Below are 18,571 nucleotides of genomic sequence, written 5' to 3' on the forward strand. Positions count from 1 at the left end.
GACGAAAGGGCTATTCGAACTCGCGCAGGCGCTGGGCCTGGTAGCCGCCACCGCTGGACCCACCGCCCGAAGGGGTCGAGCCGCCGCCAGTGGTGATGGTGAAGGTGATTTCAGACGAAAGGTTCAGGTGGGCCGGATTGGAGGTCCAGCCATCATAGGCCGCGATCCGGCCGTAGTAGGTGCCCGCGGGGAGGCCGAAGATCTGGACCGATGGGATGCCCGCTGAGACCACGCCTCCGGAGGTCGAAGGATCGAAGCCGGTGGTGTCGGAATAGAAGACGACATACCCGGCCACATCCGCATCGACAGAGACATCGCAGCTCCCAACCGCCGTGGTGGCACCGCCTGCGATCGCGGGCGCGGTCACCGCAGCGGGCGCGGCGTTGGTGACGTGCAGCCACTCCGACGGTGCCGCATCCCCGGCCGAGTTGGTGGCGACGCATTCGATCGCATAGGCGCGCTGGACACCATCCTGTGCCGCCAGCGATGCCGTGTAGGTGGCTGTCGGCGACGAACTGTTGATCTCGCGCACCAGCGTGGTCTCATCGGGCAGGAAGAAGCGGAATTTGTACGCGGTGGCCCGCTCGGCGGCATCGCAGACCACATTGAGCGTCGTGCCAGTCCAGGGTTGTGCCAGCCGCACATTGCCCGCCTTGTCCGGTCGCGCCGTCGCCGGTTCCAGCTCCACGGTGAACTCCGGTACATCTGCCAGCGATTCGAGCGCGCGTCCGAAGATGTTGAAGCTGGGCAGCTTGACCTGCACCGTCGCCCCGACGCTGAGCGCGCCATAGTCGAGCTTGAAGATCGCATCGTCGAGACGGACAAAGCGCGCACCGCTGCTGTGCGATGCCGGCACCGTTCCGTAGAGGCCGCGGCGGAGCGGGCTCAAGTCGTACTGGTGCGGACCGGTCAGGGTCGCGTCCTGGTATGAGATCAGCTCGTTGCCGACGAGGCTCAGCGTCGCTCCGGCATTCATCTCGGCGGCTGTGCCGCCGGCGATCGTCCCCAGGCTTTCCGCCAAATCGACCGAGAGCGTGTTGGTGTTGTCGGGATCTGCGGACAGCGCGAGGGCCGCGGTCAGCTCGCCATAGCGTGCCGGGGCTTCGATGACGCCCACCCTGCTGAAGGTGGTGCCATCGACGCTGATCCAGACCTCGCAGCCGCCCCAGTTCGGCGACGTCGAGCTGGCCGCGCACCAGATCTCGCGGCGACCGTTGGTCAGGGAGGACGGAGCGTTGAACAGGACCGGGTCCGATACCGACCCAGGCGCGACGTCCGCATTGGGCTGATAGCCAGCGCCGCTCTGCCCGGTGGATGACAGCGCGGAGGCGGCCCCCATCGGGAGGGCGTTCGCGAGCACCACGAGCTGGCCGTCCTCGTCTTCCTCGATCTCAGCGATGCGGACAGGCAAATGATCGAGCAGGAGGCCATCGCTGACGGTCGTCAGGGTGACGATGTTCGTCGGTTCGAGCAGTACGAAGTCCCAGGGCAGGCGAAACTTGAAGCGCTCGCGCGTGTACAGGGTGCGCTGGAGCAGCAGCTGCGTTGCCTTCTGCGCGACCGCAGCATCCGCAATCGACTGCCAGTTCGTCGGATCCTGCTTGCGGCGGCCGAACTCGACGATGTTCGCGAGATCCTGCGCGGTGGCGATCGCCGCGTTGTACTGGTTCGCGCGATCGCGGAACTCGACCTGGACGATGTTGTAGGCGTCGGTCTGGTTGACGATCTCCAGCACGACCGGAGGCTCGCCGTCGTCGGCAAGGAAGTCATCCTCGGAGAGATGATAGCAGGGCGTCAGGTCGGGGGTCCAGGTGACCCCATTGCCGGTCGCCGGGGCGTCACCCAGCGGCGTGGCCTTGAGCAACCCCTCCGACCAGAACAGCTCCGTGTTCGAGGCCTGCGCGATCTCGAGAAGGAACTCGCTTGCCCGGCGCTGGGACTCTTCCACTGGCGACAGCAGCAGTCCCGTCGCGCGAGCATAATCGGACCAATTGTCGAGGTCCCCGATCAGGCCAGCGGACCAGCCCGGCAAGCCATGCGACGGGCTGGTCAGATAGTCGACCGCGATGTCGCGCGGGTCTGCATCGCAGACGCCACCGCCGAGCTGGATCGCGAAATCGACTTCGAAGCTGTGGTTGGACAGGGTGGCCGAGTCCGACAGGTCGTAGTTCGCCGCATAGACATAGGCGATGCCGGAATAGGCGAGCGCCTCGGACGGAAACTGGCTGACCAGATACCCCCACGGAGCCTGATCGACCTCGCCCGTCGCGAGGCTCAGCCCTGCCTGCGCCAGTGCGCTGGTCGCTCCGTTGGTGAAGACCGACTTGTCCTTGTAGACGGTGCGGACGCCGGCGATCGGACCCTCGCCCAGCATCATGATGACCGACGCCTTGTAGGTGTAGGTGGTGTTCTTGGACCCGCCTAAGCCCTTGCCGCCGGTCTTCGTCGTCTGGGGAATCGCTCGAAATCCGCCGTACCAACCGAGATTGCAGGACATGCGCCCGCGACCCCAGCCCAGCGACAGCGCGCGGCCGAGCGTCGAGGACTGGACGTTGATCGCGTTGAGCTTCGTCGCAGTGGTGGAGGTCTTCTTACCCAGCATGCCCGCCGGCTCCCTCAGAAAAGGGTGAAAAACTTGACCGCGCGGGCGCGCAGCTCTTCGTCTCGATCGATGTCGCCGCGGATCACCGCGCCCGCGAACTGCACCGCGTGCAGCACCGTGGGCGGGTCGAGCAGGATGGCACCGTGGCTGTAGGTCCGACCGTACTTCCAGATCGCGAAGTCGCCGGGGCCGACTTGGCCTCGATCGATCTCGCGGGCGTGGTCGCGGACAACGCCGAGATAGCGCTCCTCGTCCCGGTGCAGCATCCAGTCGGTCGTGTACTTCGGGTCGAGATCAGGGATCAGCCCACAGGCATGGTAGACGGCGAGGGGGAGTTGGGCGCAATCGACGCCGACCCTAAGAACGCGGGCGCGGTGATGATACGGCGTCCCCTCCCAGCGCAATGCCTCGGCAACCACCTGGTCGCGCGTCATATCGCGGTCTCCGGGAGGGGGACGTAGGGCGTCGCCTTGAAGCGCCCGAGGTTGGCGAATTTCGTCTCGCAGGTGCCTTTGGCGAGATCGCAGCCCTGATAGACCGCGAAAGCATCGCCGGGGGCGGGAACCGCAGGAAGCGACTGGATCAACGAGAATCCGCCTGAGCCGTCGTTGTCCTTGACCGTGCGCGAGATCCCGGCGTTGGCCCCGGACGTGAAGACGACACGGCCCTGCGCGAACAGCCCGGCCGCGCCGCTCACCGTCGAGGTGAAGGCCAGCCCGGTCGGCGTCCCCGTCACGGTGCCCGTCTCCTTGAAGTCTTCGGGATCGAGGCCGCAGCCGACGTCATAGACGGTGTGGAGGCAGGGAACCTGATAGAGGTTGGCGGGCATGCTGACGTTGAGCAGGATCGTCCATGCCGAGACGGTGATCTCCGCATGGGTGCCCATGATCTCGCCGACCGATGTCACCTTGCCGGCGAAGCGCAACACTGTGCCGGTCGCGCCGCCGTTCTCGGGGCGCATCGCGGACCAATCCGGGGCGAATGCCCGCTCCAGCTTGACGCTAGCACCATCGAGACCGCGCCGGGCGATGAAGGCGATCAGCGGAATCGAATTGATCCTGTCATCCGGCCCAGCATCGAGGTTCACCAGCAGGGTCGCGACCTCCAGCCCAACCTTTTCGACGATGGACCCGCGATCGATGGCGGGACCAAGGGCGAAGGTGTTGCCGTTGGCCATGATCGGGATATCGGCGCCCGACCAGCGGACCACCGCACCCCCGTTCAGTCGCAGCGTCCAGATGTCGGCCGACACGAACTTCCGCGTCGCCAGCAGCGCGCGCAACTCAGGCGTGGATGCCTTCACGACTATTCCTTCAACGAGATCAATTGGACGCCGGCGCTCGACCACAGCGCGCGCATCATCTGCTCGGCTTCGAGCTGGTCGTTCAGAAACCTCACCCGGAAGGCGAAGCGCCCCGTCCACCGCAGGACCGCACCGGATGGCGGGGCCGTCTCGAACTCGACATGGGCGTCGTCGCCGATCGTCACCGCGGCCTCGACCCCATCGACCGTCACCACCGGAGCGCCGATGACGTGGCGGACCGGCTCGGTGAAGCGGATGCCACCGAACGCCATCGTCCTGGTCAGCTGGAACGTATCGGTGGAGCCGTCGCCCAGGCCGAAGACCTGGTTGTCGACGGAGCAATCGGTCGGATCGAGATAGCCAAACTCCCCGGCGGGTCCGGCGTGCGAGTTGAAGAACGACCATAATTTTCCGAGATCGTCGGCGCCGGGCTGGCGGCGCAGCACCTCATACCCGAGCTGGAACGTCCAGCGGGGGTAGGACCAGCGCTGCTGCCTCCGCTCCCGGCCGGAACTCGCGGTCGCGATCGATGTGCGCCACTGCGGTGCCTTCGAAGTCAGAAAGGTCTGCCCGATCAGCAGCGGGAAGATATCGGGGTCGTCCACAGCATCCGCCGTTGAGATCAGCCATCGCGTGGGGAGAAATGGACCTGTCATCAATTACCCCTGTGCAAATCCTGCTTGGCTCGACTCCTTTGAGCCGACCGCTATTTTCGATGCCGCGACTCAGAGGAGGGCGGATATGGCGGACAAACCGCGGTTTCAGATCTTGTCATTCAGCGATGCCTACCCGTCCAAAGCGCTCGACGCCCTGTTCTTCACCGTCGAGACAACCGCAGGATCAATGGAACTCGCCTGTCCCGCTGTCGATTTGGGCAGCATCATGCAGTTCTTCGCCGGCTGTGCGATCGAACTCGGCGGCGGCATCACCGGTGGCCTCCCGCAAAACGATCTGATCCCGATCCCGGCCGATCGCCTCGGCTTCACAACAGGATCGACGCCCGATACGAAAACGCTCGTGCTTCAGTTCGGCCAGTTCGCTCTAGCCTTCGAAATGGACCATGCCACACTAGGTCACAGCGCATCCGAACTGGCGCAGGTACTTCAAGCGCTTTCAGCTCCCGGTCGTCCAAATTAAGTCCCTTGCCCTCAAGCATCTCAATCTCCTCGACACAAAAACGGCGGCCTCGCTAGAGACCGCCGTTCCGTTTGTTCTTGGTAGGGAAGACCTTCCAGCCTTGGTTAGAGGGTCCGTTCCGATCGTTTCCAATCCAATCCGCTCCCATCCAGTCCTTTCCGGGCTTTCCGCTCCACTCCATTCCTATCCATTCCTATCCGTTCCGGCCTCTCCGCTCCCGTCCGATCCCATCCAATCCGATCCTTTCCTTTCCTGCCTTTGCTATGCTGCGACGTCTGCCACAGCACCCGCGCGCTCCAGTTGGTCGCGCAGTTCCGTCAACACGGTCATATCACCGCCGGCACAGATCACGGCGGCCTCGTACCTTGAGATGAACCACCGCATCGACTGTGCGGCCTGGCGGCAATGTTCCCCCATGTGCTGCGGATCGTTTGGGTCGGTGAGGCGATAGCCACCACCGGCACCGCGACGTTCCATCGGTGAGATCACCATGGGGACATCCCTGGTCACAACCTTTATGTCGCCACGCTCGATCGTCTCGACCTCGAAGCGAACGATCAGCCCACGCGCGAAGTCCCGGGCCTGATCGAGCCGGTGTTCGTGCGCTGCCTTCTCGTCGTTCCATTCGAACCATTCATAAGCCGGATGGACCTTGCCGACCTGCCTGACCTCGGACAGGAATGCTCCTGCATCGAACCAGCCGTCGTGCTGCTCCGCGAATTCGCGAACGATCTTCTGGCGCTGTTCCCGCGTGAACCTGCTCATGCCGCCCTCCGGTCCCGCTCCGTGAAGAAGTGGGCCATCAGGTCCGCGGTATCGGCGTCAGCAAGCTCTGGCTCGGCCAGCGCGGCTTCCTGGGCGGCTCGGCCATGGTTGGCGACCAGATCGTCCCATTCGGGATCGTCCATCTCCGGAGTGATGACCCGGAAAGTGCCATAGGTGCCTTTGCCCTTCTCCGGCCGGTAATCCCCGAAGCCGACCAGCACCCCGGCATTGCAGGCCAGCGCGACGACGCTCTGCACCGGAAGCTGGGGCAGGATGTGCTGGACCTCGATCTCGACCGCCCAGCGCGGCAGATAAGCGCGCGTCCTGATATCCGGGGTGCGGTTCATGTCCGCGCTTCGCACCACGCTCATGCGAAGCTGCGGCGTCCCGTACACCGCTGCCCGCTCTCCCGGCATGAACAGCAGCCGCTGCGCCGCCGCCTTCGTGATCCCCGCCGTCTCCAGCGCGGCGTGACACATCGCGACCTTGAGCCAGATCGTTGGCAACCCCAGCGCCGTCGGGCCATGCTCGATCATCTCCGCGCTGTCCCGGAATTCGGCCAGCGGGTTATGCTTCAACGCCAGCCGCTCCACCGAGGTCTTGCGGCGACCTCCGATGAGGAGCTGCTGCTTCGCCTTCGCCGACATGCGATTCATGAACATCGGCGTCTCGCCGATGAGCCTGAGCCTGGTGACCCCGCGCCGAAGCTGAGGGACCACAATCTCCGTGGCTTCCGCCCGCCGCGCGCTCATGCGTCACCTGCGAGGGCAACGATGAGGTCGCGGACCAGCCGGTCGATCGTTGCCGAACCGTCGTTGACGTCGTCGAGATCGCCGCCGCAGATCGACAGGATCGCCTTCGCCCGCAGCCTTGCGTTGGCCGCAGTATTAGGCAGCGCCGCGACAGCGGCATAGGCCGCGTCCATCCGGTCTTCCCAGGCGTTCCACGCCGCCTGCGGGGCGTCAGCAGCCCTGAGCTGAAGCGCTTCGGTATCCACGGCGCGGATTGCCGCTTCAATCGCGGCACCCGGCATCGGTGCCGCGAGGGCCGCTTCGATCCCAGCCAGGGGGATCATTGCAGTTATGCCGAGCAATCCCCGGCGGATCGTGATATTCGCAGCCATAGCCATGACGCACTCCTGTTGCGTTGGTGGTTAGGTCGGAATGGAGGCTCCACCCTCCGTTTCGACCGCACTTGATCTACAGCATACTTTCTGGCATCACGTCAAGCGTCATTTCCAGCATGGGTTTGAGCATGAGTGATAAAGTTCGAGAGAATAAGATTCGGCGGATGGCGGCAAGACAGCGCGCGATCCTGCAGAAGTCGCGCACGAGAGACGAGAGAGCGGCTGATTTCGGCGGCTACATGTTGATCGATGGGGACACCAACACCGTAATTCTCGGTGGCACCCCATATGCGTTCAGTTCCGACCTGGATGAGATCGAAGCCTGGCTGTTGCGGTGAGCAGGCAGGTTAGTCGCGAGTGAGTTTTTTTTCTCCGACACCCACTACGCCCACAAGCACCTCCCGGCTTTTAACGGACTGAATTAGCCGGATCATGTCAGCGGACTGAAGGCCCGCTAGCGAAACGCCATTTATGCTTTCGATCACTGCTCCAGGCTTCAGACCAGCTTTCTCAGCTGGCGACCCCGGGGCCACGGCTAGAACCATCGCCCCGAACTGTGTCGGCTGGAAAGCGATGCCGACACCCCCATTGCTGTGACTTTTCCTCGCGGATTCTTGAGCCGCGGCCTGAAGCATTTCAGGGGGGGGCGTGTAGCTAGGCGGTGCTGTCCAAGGCGACGGTGCGTTCGCCGTTGCATTAGCGGACGTCGGCACCGAGGCTGGAGCCGGTTCGAGCAACCCTTTCTTTATCATGCTCGCGCAGGTGACTGTAGCCGTGTCAATTCCATCGAAAGAGCCGACAGCGACTTCCGTGACGACGCCGTCTCTTATCATGATGAGGAAGGGTACTCGGCCCGTGTATCCTCCCATCCTGTTCTTAGCGTTCACCCATCCGCATGTGTAGTAACCGAAGCGCCTTTTCCCGAGCAGAGCCTTAATTGATCCCCCAGTAAAATTGTAGGGCCACTCGATCTGGGCGGACTGCGGGTCGATTAATTGGTTCCGCAGCGCCTTCTCACCAATGGTCACGGCCTGCTCCCACGTTGGAGCGGCCCCGAGATCCTCGGCTTTCGGTTGGCTCTGTGCCAGTGAAAGCGCGATAGCGAATACGACCATAATCCTCTCCTCGCAGGCCGCCATGGTATTTTGGCCAGTTCGAGGAGTCCAGCTTAGCTAGTCGACGACGATACTCACGACGCCCCTTTGGGACCAAATCCGTTTCGCATGGCTTTGTTTGCCGCAGCGGCGACATGCGAATGGTTTTGCATCAGGAACTTCGCCCCCGATTGGGTGTCGATCGCTCTCAGATCGCCCATGATTACCGGCCCGTAGAAGTGCTGTCCGCCGCTGCTGCGGTCGTTGTCAGCAGGCGGAGCGTTGCTGTTGGCGGTAGCGAACCCAGCCGCCAGCGGTGCTTGGAGCATCGCGGGAAGGTTGAGGCGCGGCATTCCGGCAAACAGTTCCATTACGCGCCGCCACCCACCGGCCTCGGCCGCCGGGATGACCATTTCTCCGCTGTGGACAACCGCTAGCTGGTCCTTGGACAGGTTCTTGGCGCCGACCGCAAAGCCCGGGACGGCCAACATAGCCTGATACCCCATTGCGATCCCGGCCATCGCCGCACCAAAGGCCGGAGCGCCGAGGTTCAGCGGAAACGGCGCTGCGGCCATAGATGCCGTACCGCCCGCGCCCGCCTTCGCAGCCTCGGAGGTAATGGTCGCGACGCCAGATGCCTTCTCGGCTGCACCACCGATGATTAGCGCGGCGAGCTTCTTTGCCAGCCACTGTGCAATGATACTCGCCAAAGCATCGGCAACGATGCCAACCATTCCAACATATAAATTCCTGATCGTTTCTCCAAAGCTTTGTTGTAGTGTCAACAGTCTTGAGATGTTCTGACCCCACAATTGGGCAGTCGAGTTGATCGCGTTACGTTGAATTATTGTGCGTTGTAGAGTCGCAGCGCGCTCAATCTGATTTAGTTTAGACTGATGGGTCCGTGTCAGTTCTTCAATCTGACGATAATACTCACGCGCCCGCTCAAGATCATTGCTCTTGGTTGCCAATGCGGCTTGGTCCCGAAGTGCCCGGACCCGAACGGCGTGGCTTTGCTGCTCCGCCGCGCGTTCGATTTGCAATAGCTCAGCCTGAGTGCTGATGCCCATCTCCACGCGCCAGCGCGCAATTTCCCGTTCCTCGTCGATCTCGGCGAGCCGCATCGCCTCTTTGGCCTGGATCAGCTCTGCCTCAATCCGCTTCCGCTCCTCAGCTGCCTCGCGGGCGGCGCGGACGACATCCTCCTGCGCGCGCTGATACTCCCGCGATTCCTCCCCAAACTTGCTTTTGATGTAGGCAGCGGTCGCCAGGACGATCCGCTCGCGCTCGGCCGCGCTATCGCGGGCCTCATCGAGCTGGCGGCTGAAGCCGGCGATGACCTGGTCGTATTCGTCACGTCGGACATCTCGACGCAGGCCGTAATAGCGCTTCTCGATCTGGAGCCGTTCCTGCTGCGACAGATCGGTTCGTTCCAGGAGGGCACCCCAATACTCCGCTTCCGAGCTTTTGCTCATCTCCCGGAAGGTGCCCTCGGCGTCGGCCAACGCCGCGATCGCGGACTTGGCGCGTTCCAACTCCTGCTCCCACTTCGACAGCCTGGTGTCGTTGGCGCCATCGGAGCCTTTGGAGGAGCCGCCGGGGATGGCACCGGTTCCGCCAAAGCTGACCTGGGGGGTAGCGGCACCGTCGATTGCGGTCTGAATCTTCTTCAGGCTCGCTTCCAATGCGGCAACCGCATCCTGTGCGGCTTTCTCATTGGCCCGCGCCTGCGCGACCTTGGTATCGCCGGTACCCTGAATGAAGGTGGCCGTTCCGGGGACGCCACCTCCGATCGACGCGCGATTCTGCGCGGCCTGAAAGGACCGCGCGCGGGCGAGTTCCGCCTGAGCCAAGACGACGCTCGCCTCTGCTGAGGCCAGCTTTTGCTTGATGTTCTCCTGCTCGGCCTTGGCCAGCGCGAGGGCTTCGACGCGCGCTTTGCCATGGGCCATCGCGAGCTTATCCGCGACCGTGGCAGCCTTCTCGGTGACCTGACGCGCTTCCTCTTGGGTCTTCGCGTAAGCACCGGTTGCGCGGTTGAGGTCGTCGGACCCCTCCGTCAGCGCATAGATTCCAACAGCCAACGCCGCGATTACAATGCCGACAGGGCCACCGAACGCAGCCAGCAATGCTCTTCCGGTTGTCACACCCACCAGCGCCAAAGCCTGCATCGCCGTAGCAGCGCCTAGCGCCTCGGCCCGCACGGCAAAAATCGCGGTTCGAACAATACCCATACTGGCGACGGCGCTCAGAGCCGAACGGGCCATGTTGAGCGACATCGCGATTGCCAATATCTCGACGGCTGCAACGACCGCGCCGAAGTTGTTCGCGAGCGTCTCGAGAACCGGGGCCATAGACGTGACGATGGCGATGACGGTTTCGCCAGCCGCGGTGAGCGCGTCGAAGACCTGCTTCACCGCCCCGCCGGCATTGTACGAGGCGACCATGCGCTCGATCAGAGCATTGGTGCCTTGGACAATGGCTGTGAGTGACGGTGCAAGGGCGGAGGTCAAAGTCTGCTCCAGCCCGCGCATCGCTAAGCCGTTCGCGTCCCACGCATCGGCAAGCAGATTCCCCTTCGCAACAGCATCGTCATTCACGACCCCATAGCGGGCGAGCTGAGCGGTGAACTCGCGCTGCTGTTCCGCCGTCATCGAAAGGATCGGGATCAGCTCGGCACCGCTGCGACCGAACAGGGTCATCGCCAAGGCGACCTTGGCCGGGCCGTCCGCCATCGTCCCGAACGCCGCCATCGTGGCCTTGAGCAATTCGATTTGTGAATAACTGCCCTGGACGTCGATGCCGATCTGCTTGAACGCGGCGGCCTGTGCCGAGCCACCTTCCTTCGCCGAGGCGAAGGTCCGGTCGAGCTTGGCGATCGCCCCAGCGAAGGTGTCAACGTTGCTCTGGCTCGCTTCGGCTAACGCGCCCAGCATCTGCACATCGCCGGTCGTCATACCGAGACGCTGGCTCAGCAGCGCGGTCTTCTCCGCCGCCTCGCCCATGCGCTGCGAGAAGTCGACGACCTGCTGGACGGACAGGACGGCCGCAACACCGGCGATCGCCCCGGAGATACGTCCGTGCCAATTGTCGGTGGCCGCTGCCGCCTGCCCGATTCGGGCATTCATCTCGGCCAGCGCACGGCTTTCCCGATCGGTATGCGCGACGAGCTGACGCATCTCATTTGAGAGCTTTTCGGCGCTCGCTGCCCCCTGCGACATCGACTGGCGCATGAGGGCGGCAAGTTCCGCGAAACCCGCGTTGAGCTTCGCCAGAACCGGGGCTAGTTCCCCGACTTCGTTCTTCGCCTTCTCCGTCCCCGAACGCACACCAGTGGCGTCGGCGATGATCGAGATCTTCGCCACGTTGTCGTTCATGTGGTGCGCCTCCGGCGACGGTTCAGGATTGATGCAGTCTGGCAAGGACCGCTTGCGAAGCGGCGAGGGTGTCGCCGCCTGGGACCACCGAAATGCCCTCCGACAGCTCCGCGATGGTGCGGGAACCTTTGGGCGGCTCCAGGTAGGTAAGTTCCTCCGGCTCGGGGTCGCCGGTCAGCTTGACCCCCCATGCCGAAGCGAAGACAGCGACGGCGATGTGGGTCGGGGGGCCGCATTCACGCCAATGGCGGCGCAAGTCGGTGACATCGAAGAGGCTCCAGTCCTCCTCGATCGACCGTTTGGAGCCGCCCTCGATCCCCGCAGCGACGAGTTCGAAGACTATGCCGCGGAGTGTTTCCCGGAGGCCCCGGGCGCGTCCGCCAACGGCGCCGGGGCCATCGCTTCCCCCGACTGTAGGCCGCTCTGCCCAAGCACCAAGTTCATCGCCTCGATGATGGCAGCCATCGAGGCGGCGTCATTGTCGATGTCGTCGAGCAGCTGATCCACGGTCACCGACGGGTCGATCTTCGCGATACCGATATGGAGAACCGAAACGGCATCCCGAATCGTCTGCATCATTTCGACCAGCGAGGTGCCGGCCGCGATCTGGAGCGCCTTCACGCGCAGATCGTCGGCCGTATCCCCACTCTCGACATGGGCGCCGAGGCGCTCGACGATCGCCTCGTTGCGGGCCTTGACGGCATCAACGAACTCGGCGGCCTTGATCATGCTGCCCAATTTATAGGGCGCGATCTCCCAATCGCGCCCCAGCAGCGTGATGGCTGCGTTTTTCCTCTCCGCCATCGCCTTAATCCGCCGTCGACCACATGCCGACCCGGCCGAGCGGGTCTGCAAATGCCGAGAAGTCCATCTCGGGGATCATGAAGTCGTCGAGCTTCGACCCCAGCTGGAGCTTCGAGGAAACGCAGTTGAAGAACGAGAGCGACATCCCCTTGCCGGCGTGACCGTTGCTGAGGTCGAGCCGGATCGTCGGAACGGCTCCCATCGGGAGGTTCATGATCGTGCTTTTCTGCGCCACGGTCGAGGTCGCCGAATAGTTGAACGAGATGAAGACCGTCTTGCCAGCATCGGCGGTGGCGAAGGTATAGACACCAGCGGAGACGCTGTACTGGCCGGTCGTGGGCGAGCTGGCCACGCGCGTGAACAGGTTGCCGTTGGCGTCCATGACACCGAGATCCTGCTGCCAGGTACCCGATGACGGAACGGTCGGGGTGACCGTGAACGGCGTGATCGCGGGGATCGCGGTTCCGACCACGTCATAGTGGTTGAGCACTGCCCCGGCCGACATCGTTTGGCCGAAGAACAGGTTGTTGAGGGTGGCTCCGTTGAGCTTGCCGAGCTTCGCTTTGAGGTCGACTTTGCCTTTCCCGCGCGCGATCGCGACGGGGAACTGCTGCTGACCGTACAGCTGCTTGGTGTCGAACGAGATATCGACGCTGACGTCCTGAAGGACACCGCACATGACCGGGGTCGGGTTGGCGATCGCCGCGCCGTTGGCATCGGTGAGGGGGGTGCCCCAGACGACGCCGGAACCGAAAGCGTGCATTGTTTCGTACTCCTGTGATCCGGCTTTGCCGGGGTTGGTTAGGCGGTGAGCATTCGGACGGGGATGATGGCGACCTCGTCTTCGCCGAGCGTCCCCTCCGAGGTTTCGATGGTGCCTTCGATGCGGGCCCACTGGACGAGGCCGCCCAGCATCTGCGGGAAGCCGCGGCCATTGGCCTCCAGCTTCGTGCTGATCGCGTCGAGGATCGGGTTGATGACTGCGCCCGGGGTCAGGTGATCGCCCCGCGTGACGTAAACATAGATCGTTGTTTCGAGCATCCAGACCGTTGGAAAGCCGTTGGCTGCGGTCTTCACGACCGTCTCGCGGCCTTGCGCCAGAAACAGCGCCGGGCGCTCTTCCTTCGGCACATCGGCCCAGTGGCGCAGGATTCGCGCGGTCTCCACCGGGTTCTTGTAGAGCGCGCCGTCCCATACGAGATCGAACAGCGCGGCGTAGATCGGCTCGCGCTCAATCATGCGATGGCCCTTTTCAGCGCCGCGTCGATTTCCTCGCGCGGGACGCCGGCGGCTTCCATCTCGCGCAAGGCGGAGCGCAGGAAGGAGCGCTCCGGGAGCTTGACGTCGCGGGTGTGCGCGTTGACCTGGACCGCCCGCGCGGTGATCGGCCGCCCGAAGGCCTGCTTGATCTCCCGCAGGTGGGCCTTGATGTTCACCGTCCCCTGAAATCCGTATTCGTGCGGGGGCGCGTAAACGACCGGCGTCGAAACGATGCCGGCGACGATGTTTGTGTTGACCTCGACGATGTCGCCTATCGAGTTACGGAGGCGGTTGGTCCGGACGTTCAACACCTGGCCGCTCAGCTTGCCCTTCCGAACGTTGGAGTTGAGCTTGGCGGCAAGCCTAGCAATCCCGACGCGCAGTTCCTCGCGCACCCGCACCGGCATCGCGTCAAGCCGGGCGGTGACGGCCGAACCGTCGAACTCGGTCTTAATCACAGGGGCGCGATCCGCTTGAACGGCTGCAATGCGGTCTTCACCGACGAGGGCATGTCGCGGTGGTTGAAGCTGATCGACTCGTTGGCGAGCGATTTGGACGCGATGTCGAGCTTGTCCCGCATCTTGTATTTCAGCGTCACCAGCTCGGCGCAGGCCAACGAGATGGCCTCAGGCACATCCTCGTAGCCAGCGGCAAAGGCGATCCGCACGTTCGACACGCCCTCGGTGAAAGAGTAGCCGCGCAGGACGATCTGCTCCTCGTCGAAGCTGTAACCGGGTGCCGACCAGTCCGGGGCGGCCGGGATCGCTCGACCGTCGACCTCAACCAGCGAAACGCTAATGATGGGATATTCGGGCAGCTGCATGGCGAACGTACCGCGCCCGCTCCGCCGGATGTCAAATGCGGCGGCCGTCAGCGTGCGGTTCACCTGTCCGCGGATGAATGACGACGCCCCGGTGATGAGAAGTTCCAGCACTGCATCCTTCGCCGCCCCGGTCTCGCCCATGAAGGTCTTCACCTGGTCAAGCGTGGCGAGATCGGGGAGCGGCATCGGTCAATCCTTCGGCTGTGCCGGCTTCGCTCGCGCGGCCTTGGGCGGCTTGAAGCCGTTGGCGATCAGACCAGCGCGGTCGCCGTCTGTGAGCGAAGCGGGGAGGGTGACGTGTCCGTTCTCGACCGGGAATGTACCGGTCGAGATGGTGACGGACGCTGTGTGGGCAGGGGCCATCCAGCGCATCGGATCAGCCTTCGGGCTGGCCGACGACCTGGAAGCCGTGGCTCTGGAGCAGAGCGATGTCATCGACAGGGACGAGGTAGTGGCCCGTCTTCTCGTCGATGTCGTAGCTGTCGGTGGTCCCGCCGTCGGGATGCTCCATCAGCAGATGCGTGATGAAGGCGGGGTCAGTCGCGGCCTGGGCGTCGAGCTCGTTGGCGATCGCCAGTGCTTCGGCCCGGATCGGATCCTCGGCTTCCGCCGCAGGCTCGGTGGCCGGCTCGGCGGGCGGGGCGGTCTCCGGCTCGACGACCGGATCAGCACCAGCCTCGGCAACCGGTTCGGCGGCGGCGGCATCGCTTGCTGCCACGTCTGCGGCGACCTCGGCGATCGGTTCAGCGACCGGATCGGTCTGGGTCGGCTCTTCCTCCGGCGCGCCAGCCTCGGTCGATGCCTCGGGGGCGGACGCCACCTCGGCTTCCGCCGCAGGCTCGGTGGCCGGCTCGGCGGGCTTCTGGGTCTTTCGGGTCACGAATTTCACTCCGCTATGGAACGGAAAGACCCCGCCGGCGCGAACCGGCGGGGCAGGGGCACCCCCAGGAGAGGAGGCAGGGGCGTTAGGTGGTGGGCGCGATGTTCTGGATCACACCGAGGCAGAACGGCGCGTACACCGCAGGCGCGGTCTGGCAGTAGGTGCCGTAGAACTGACGGCGCGAGGTGCGCGGCCACTTCTCGACATAATAGTCCTGGCGAACGAGCAGCTCGGTGACGCTCGGGCACTCGTTGGACATATACGTCGCGGGAAGAACCTCGGCGTAGCCGAAGATCATGCCCTTCGGCATGTTGGGGTGGATAACGATTGGGATGAACCGGCCGCCATCGGCGGTGTAGGGGTTGAAGTACCAGCCCACGACCGAACCCGCGGTCACCTTGACCGGGGCGGGTTCGCCGGCGGTCGTGTCGGTGTTGACGCGCAGCAGCGGAGCGTTGCCCGCGGTCAGCACCAGCTTGGTGAGCGAGGTCAGCTCCTGCGCCGAGACGTAGATCTTGGTGACGCCGACGCGCCACGTATCCCACATCGTCCGGAGCATGTCGCGGATTTCGGCGACCTCGCCATTGCCGACCGGGGTCAGCTGGGTGCCGACGCCGGCAGTGCCGGTCGCGAGGGTCTTGATGTACGACACCGAGCTGTTCTTGAAGGCATGGGTCAGCAGGCCGTCATAGCCCTTCGATTCGCTCGAGCAGTCCCCGGTGATCGCCGTGGCAGCCTGGCGACCGCCAGCGAGCGGAGCGGTGAAGCCGACGACGTTGCAGGTGGTGATCGCCTGCAGCGTCTCGTTGCCTGCAGTACCGACGAACCACGCATAGCCAGCGGCACCGTTCACCCACGGGGTCGTCGCATAGAGACCCTGCCCCAAGGTCACCGCCTGGGTGGCCGCCGACGACTTGTTCGACGAACCACAGTTGATGGTGAAGTTGCCGTTGCCGTCGTTCGAGGCGACGCTCACCGAGGTTGCGACGCCATTGGCGAGCGAGGAGTGAAGCAGCCCCAGCGGGGTCAGCGCGACGACGATCACCGAATAGGTGGTCGGCGCCCCGGGCAGCGTCGCACCGGAACCAGACGCGCTCAGCGTCGGGGCGGTCGGCGTGCCGAGCGAAAGGCTCGCGTTGGCCAACAGCAGCGAGACCTCTTCGATCTCCATCAGCTTGTAGAGCGAACGCATCTGGACGAGGGCTTCCTCGTCCTCGAAGCCCTCGGCCGCGAGCTTCGCCTCGTCGGTCAGATCGTCTTCGGTGCCCATCGTGGCATAGCCCTGCGAGGCGTTTGCCATCGTGTAGGTGATCGACGCCGCGCGCCGCCCCTCGGGGACGAACGCGCTGAAGTTCGGCGAATTCGTCAGACCGGTGATGGTCTTCCAGTGTGCGGCATCACCCGGATTCGGACGCTTCGTGCGCTTCAGCGTGTTGCGGATCGGCGTGATGACGGGGTTGAACAGCAGCGACGGCGCGCGCAGGTCATAGGCGGTCGCGCCGGTCGACAGGGTGACGCTCTTGGCGAGCTGATCCGGTTCGATCGCCTTCGACATCGCCTCTTTGGTGAAGTCGAGGATGTCCTGTGCCTTTTCGAGCGACAGGCCCGAACGGACGTAACCGCCGTCCGGCATGGTGTTGAGCACGTATTCGCTGCCGCCGTTCGCCAGCGTGGCGAGCGCGACCGCGGCGCCCGAGATGAGCTTGGTCATTGGGTACCTCGTGAAATGAAAAAGCCGCCCCGGGGGTGGGACGGCTTTCGAGCTTCTGCGTTGCCGTTGCCCAGACGGCGGCGAGGGCGGGGCCGGCTGGCGCCGGTGTGGGGTCAGGCCTTGAAGCGCGCGCGCTGTGCGCGCGTCAGGATATCTTCGTCCTGATGGTCGGTGGTGGTGGTGTCGGACTTGGCGAGATCGCTGTCCTCAACCTTGTCGATCGCGCGGATGTGCCCCTTCGCCGGGGCGGGGAGCGCTTCCAGTTCGGCCACGCGCGCATGGACCTTCTGCAGCTCATCGTCACGCGCGGCGAGTTCGGCCCGCTGAGTTTCGACGGTTGCGGCCAGTTCCTCGATCTTCGGGGCGGCCGTCTCGACAGCCTTGGCGAGCCGGTCGCGATCCTGGCTCAGCGCCGCCAATGCGTCCTTGGCGACATCGTCTCCGCACGCGGCACCGAGGCTGAGGGCATGATCGTGGATCGTCTGGATCATCTTGGCATCGGCCTTGGAGTTGCGCGCGCCCGCCTTCTCCATCAGATCCGTGTCTGCTTTCACCAGGTCGATGATCCGGGTGGCCAGTTCCATCGCCTCCCCGTCGCCCTCGCTCACGATCGCATCGATCTCGATGCCGCTCGCTTCGATACCGGTGAGAAGGTCTGCAACGCCCTCTCGCGTCATGGTGATGAGCAGTTCGCCGATGGCTGCGACGATCTTCGCGGCCTGTGCGGGGATCGACATATCGGCTTCGTTGCCCGGGTCGCCATATTTGGCATCCCAGGTGACCTCCGACTGGAGGCTCGCGAAGTCGCGCAGCAGACGGTTGAGCCATTCAGTCGACCAGAGCGATTTCGCCAGCGTCGGCACGGTCAGGCAGCTCAGCGCCGCGGCCACCTTGTTGAAGTCGGCGAACAGGTCGACGCCCTCGGTGGCGGGAGCGGCGAGGACACCGTCGGCCTTGGCCATTGCGGCGTCGAGCGCAGCGACGGGATCAACCGCCGGGGGGTCGTCGGCCGGGGGCGTCTCCGGCTCGCTATGGCCCGCCATCTTGAGCAGGGCTTCGTCCGCGTTCTCCGCGATCAGTTCGGCGCGGGCCTTGACCACGAAATCCTTGCCCTTGCCGGGCTTGCCCGCCGCCTTTGCGAGTTCGTCGGCGCGCTCCAGAGTCGCCTCGTTGCCCGGCTCATAGGCCTTGTCGATCGCAAAGTCTCGCTGCTCTTCGCTGCCATCGGCCTTGACCATCGTGAAGGTCGCGGTCGGATTGCAGGGGACATCGACGATGGACAGCTCGCGGACGTCGGGGGTGTACCGCTTGTAGCGGCCATCCTGCCATCGCTTGGCGTAGCGGCCGCCGGGCGAGAAGCCCGTGTAGACGCCAGCTTCGACCTTCCGCCACTCGTTGTCGTCGACGATGTGGGCGACGAAGCCGATCTTCTTCAGATCGTCGTCGAACGTAAGCTCGACCAGCTTGCCCGCCGCGATGTTGGAATGCTGGCCGCGGATGTTGCCGAGCGACTTGCCGTCGCTGGCCTTCTGCAGTTCAGCCGACCAAGCCTCAAAGGCTGGCTTCGCGGTCGCGTAATCGCAGATCTCGCCGGCGCGATCCGGGGTCTCGTCGAAGGAGCCGAAGACGAGGCGCTCAGTCGCGTCCGCTTTGGCGAGCGGGATGAAGATGTGCAGGGGGTCCATTGTC

The 18,571-nt window shown here is 64.3% G+C and carries 20 protein-coding genes; 2 read left to right on the forward strand and 18 right to left on the reverse strand.

Going from position 1 to position 18,571, the window contains the following annotated elements; all coding sequences use genetic code 11:
- Positions 1-10: 10 nt before the first annotated feature.
- The 4 genes from ACO05N_RS11915 to ACO05N_RS11930 are packed head-to-tail and all read right to left on the reverse strand — an operon-like array spanning position 11 to position 4,510.
- Positions 11-2,602, reverse strand: a complete 2,592-nt coding sequence (locus ACO05N_RS11915; RefSeq protein ID WP_422057302.1) for a phage tail protein — start codon at positions 2,600-2,602, stop codon at positions 11-13.
- Between the two features lie 14 nt (positions 2,603-2,616).
- The gene (locus tag ACO05N_RS11920) at positions 2,617-3,036 is read right to left on the reverse strand and encodes a hypothetical protein (protein WP_422057303.1); all 420 of its coding nucleotides are present in this window, start codon (positions 3,034-3,036) and stop codon (positions 2,617-2,619) included.
- Positions 3,033-3,905, reverse strand: coding sequence for a DUF2163 domain-containing protein (locus tag ACO05N_RS11925; protein ID WP_422057304.1), 873 nt, complete (start codon positions 3,903-3,905; stop codon positions 3,033-3,035). The genes ACO05N_RS11920 and ACO05N_RS11925 overlap by 4 nt, the downstream gene beginning before the upstream one ends.
- A 2-nt stretch (positions 3,906-3,907) precedes the next feature.
- Entirely contained in the window at positions 3,908-4,510 is a 603-nt protein-coding gene (locus tag ACO05N_RS11930; protein ID WP_422057305.1) for a DUF2460 domain-containing protein, read from the reverse strand.
- 136 nt (positions 4,511-4,646) lie between these two features.
- Here ACO05N_RS11930 and ACO05N_RS11935 point away from each other — a divergent pair, with 136 nt between their 5' ends.
- Complete coding sequence (locus tag ACO05N_RS11935) at positions 4,647-5,042, forward strand: hypothetical protein (RefSeq protein ID WP_422057306.1); 396 nt, start codon at positions 4,647-4,649, stop codon at positions 5,040-5,042.
- A 261-nt stretch (positions 5,043-5,303) separates the two neighbouring features.
- Here the strand turns inward: ACO05N_RS11935 and ACO05N_RS11940 are convergent, their stop codons facing one another.
- Genes ACO05N_RS11940 through ACO05N_RS11950 form a run of 3 tightly spaced genes read right to left on the reverse strand, consistent with a single transcriptional unit; the run spans position 5,304 to position 6,936 of the window.
- The gene (locus tag ACO05N_RS11940) at positions 5,304-5,807 is read right to left on the reverse strand and encodes a hypothetical protein (RefSeq protein WP_422057307.1); all 504 of its coding nucleotides are present in this window, start codon (positions 5,805-5,807) and stop codon (positions 5,304-5,306) included.
- Positions 5,804-6,559, reverse strand: a complete 756-nt coding sequence (locus ACO05N_RS11945) for a hypothetical protein (RefSeq protein ID WP_422057308.1) — start codon at positions 6,557-6,559, stop codon at positions 5,804-5,806. Before ACO05N_RS11945 ends, ACO05N_RS11940 begins: the two co-directional genes overlap by 4 nt.
- The gene (locus ACO05N_RS11950; RefSeq protein ID WP_422057309.1) at positions 6,556-6,936 is read right to left on the reverse strand and encodes a hypothetical protein; all 381 of its coding nucleotides are present in this window, start codon (positions 6,934-6,936) and stop codon (positions 6,556-6,558) included. Before ACO05N_RS11950 ends, ACO05N_RS11945 begins: the two co-directional genes overlap by 4 nt.
- Positions 6,937-7,061: 125 nt before the next feature.
- On the opposite strand from ACO05N_RS11950, the gene ACO05N_RS11955 reads away from it, so the two are divergent.
- Complete coding sequence (locus tag ACO05N_RS11955) at positions 7,062-7,271, forward strand: hypothetical protein (protein WP_422057310.1); 210 nt, start codon at positions 7,062-7,064, stop codon at positions 7,269-7,271.
- Between the two features lie 9 nt (positions 7,272-7,280).
- On the opposite strand, the gene ACO05N_RS11960 is transcribed toward ACO05N_RS11955, so the two are convergent.
- The 11 genes from ACO05N_RS11960 to ACO05N_RS12010 form a co-directional block, all read right to left on the reverse strand.
- Positions 7,281-8,072: a PDZ domain-containing protein gene (locus ACO05N_RS11960; RefSeq protein WP_422057311.1), complete on the reverse strand. Its 792-nt coding sequence runs from the start codon at positions 8,070-8,072 to the stop codon at positions 7,281-7,283.
- Between the two features lie 50 nt (positions 8,073-8,122).
- Positions 8,123-11,404 carry a hypothetical protein gene (locus tag ACO05N_RS11965; RefSeq protein WP_422057312.1) on the reverse strand — a complete coding sequence of 1,094 codons (3,282 nt, stop codon included), beginning with the start codon at positions 11,402-11,404 and terminating at the stop codon, positions 8,123-8,125.
- A 339-nt stretch (positions 11,405-11,743) separates the two neighbouring features.
- The gene (locus ACO05N_RS11970) at positions 11,744-12,208 is read right to left on the reverse strand and encodes a hypothetical protein (protein ID WP_422057313.1); all 465 of its coding nucleotides are present in this window, start codon (positions 12,206-12,208) and stop codon (positions 11,744-11,746) included.
- 4 nt (positions 12,209-12,212) lie between these two features.
- Positions 12,213-12,971, reverse strand: a complete 759-nt coding sequence (locus tag ACO05N_RS11975) for a hypothetical protein (protein WP_422057314.1) — start codon at positions 12,969-12,971, stop codon at positions 12,213-12,215.
- A 38-nt stretch (positions 12,972-13,009) separates the two neighbouring features.
- Positions 13,010-13,447, reverse strand: coding sequence for a hypothetical protein (locus ACO05N_RS11980; protein ID WP_422057315.1), 438 nt, complete (start codon positions 13,445-13,447; stop codon positions 13,010-13,012).
- Positions 13,444-13,926 (reverse strand): hypothetical protein, encoded by a 483-nt coding sequence (locus ACO05N_RS11985; RefSeq protein WP_422057316.1) that lies wholly within the window; start codon positions 13,924-13,926, stop codon positions 13,444-13,446. The genes ACO05N_RS11980 and ACO05N_RS11985 overlap by 4 nt, the downstream gene beginning before the upstream one ends.
- Complete coding sequence (locus tag ACO05N_RS11990; RefSeq protein WP_422057317.1) at positions 13,923-14,477, reverse strand: phage head-tail connector protein; 555 nt, start codon at positions 14,475-14,477, stop codon at positions 13,923-13,925. The genes ACO05N_RS11985 and ACO05N_RS11990 overlap by 4 nt, the downstream gene beginning before the upstream one ends.
- A gap of 3 nt (positions 14,478-14,480) precedes the next feature.
- Positions 14,481-14,663, reverse strand: a complete 183-nt coding sequence (locus ACO05N_RS11995; RefSeq protein WP_422057318.1) for a hypothetical protein — start codon at positions 14,661-14,663, stop codon at positions 14,481-14,483.
- Between the two features lie 4 nt (positions 14,664-14,667).
- The gene (locus ACO05N_RS12000) at positions 14,668-15,171 is read right to left on the reverse strand and encodes a hypothetical protein (protein WP_422057319.1); all 504 of its coding nucleotides are present in this window, start codon (positions 15,169-15,171) and stop codon (positions 14,668-14,670) included.
- Positions 15,172-15,256: 85 nt separating this feature from the next.
- Positions 15,257-16,882: a hypothetical protein gene (locus ACO05N_RS12005; protein WP_422057320.1), complete on the reverse strand. Its 1,626-nt coding sequence runs from the start codon at positions 16,880-16,882 to the stop codon at positions 15,257-15,259.
- Between the two features lie 113 nt (positions 16,883-16,995).
- Positions 16,996-18,567: a hypothetical protein gene (locus ACO05N_RS12010; protein WP_422057321.1), complete on the reverse strand. Its 1,572-nt coding sequence runs from the start codon at positions 18,565-18,567 to the stop codon at positions 16,996-16,998.
- Positions 18,568-18,571 lie beyond the last annotated feature (4 nt).

It is taken from the genome of Sphingomonas sp. (assembly GCF_965227385.1).
Taxonomy (GTDB): domain Bacteria; phylum Pseudomonadota; class Alphaproteobacteria; order Sphingomonadales; family Sphingomonadaceae; genus Sphingomonas.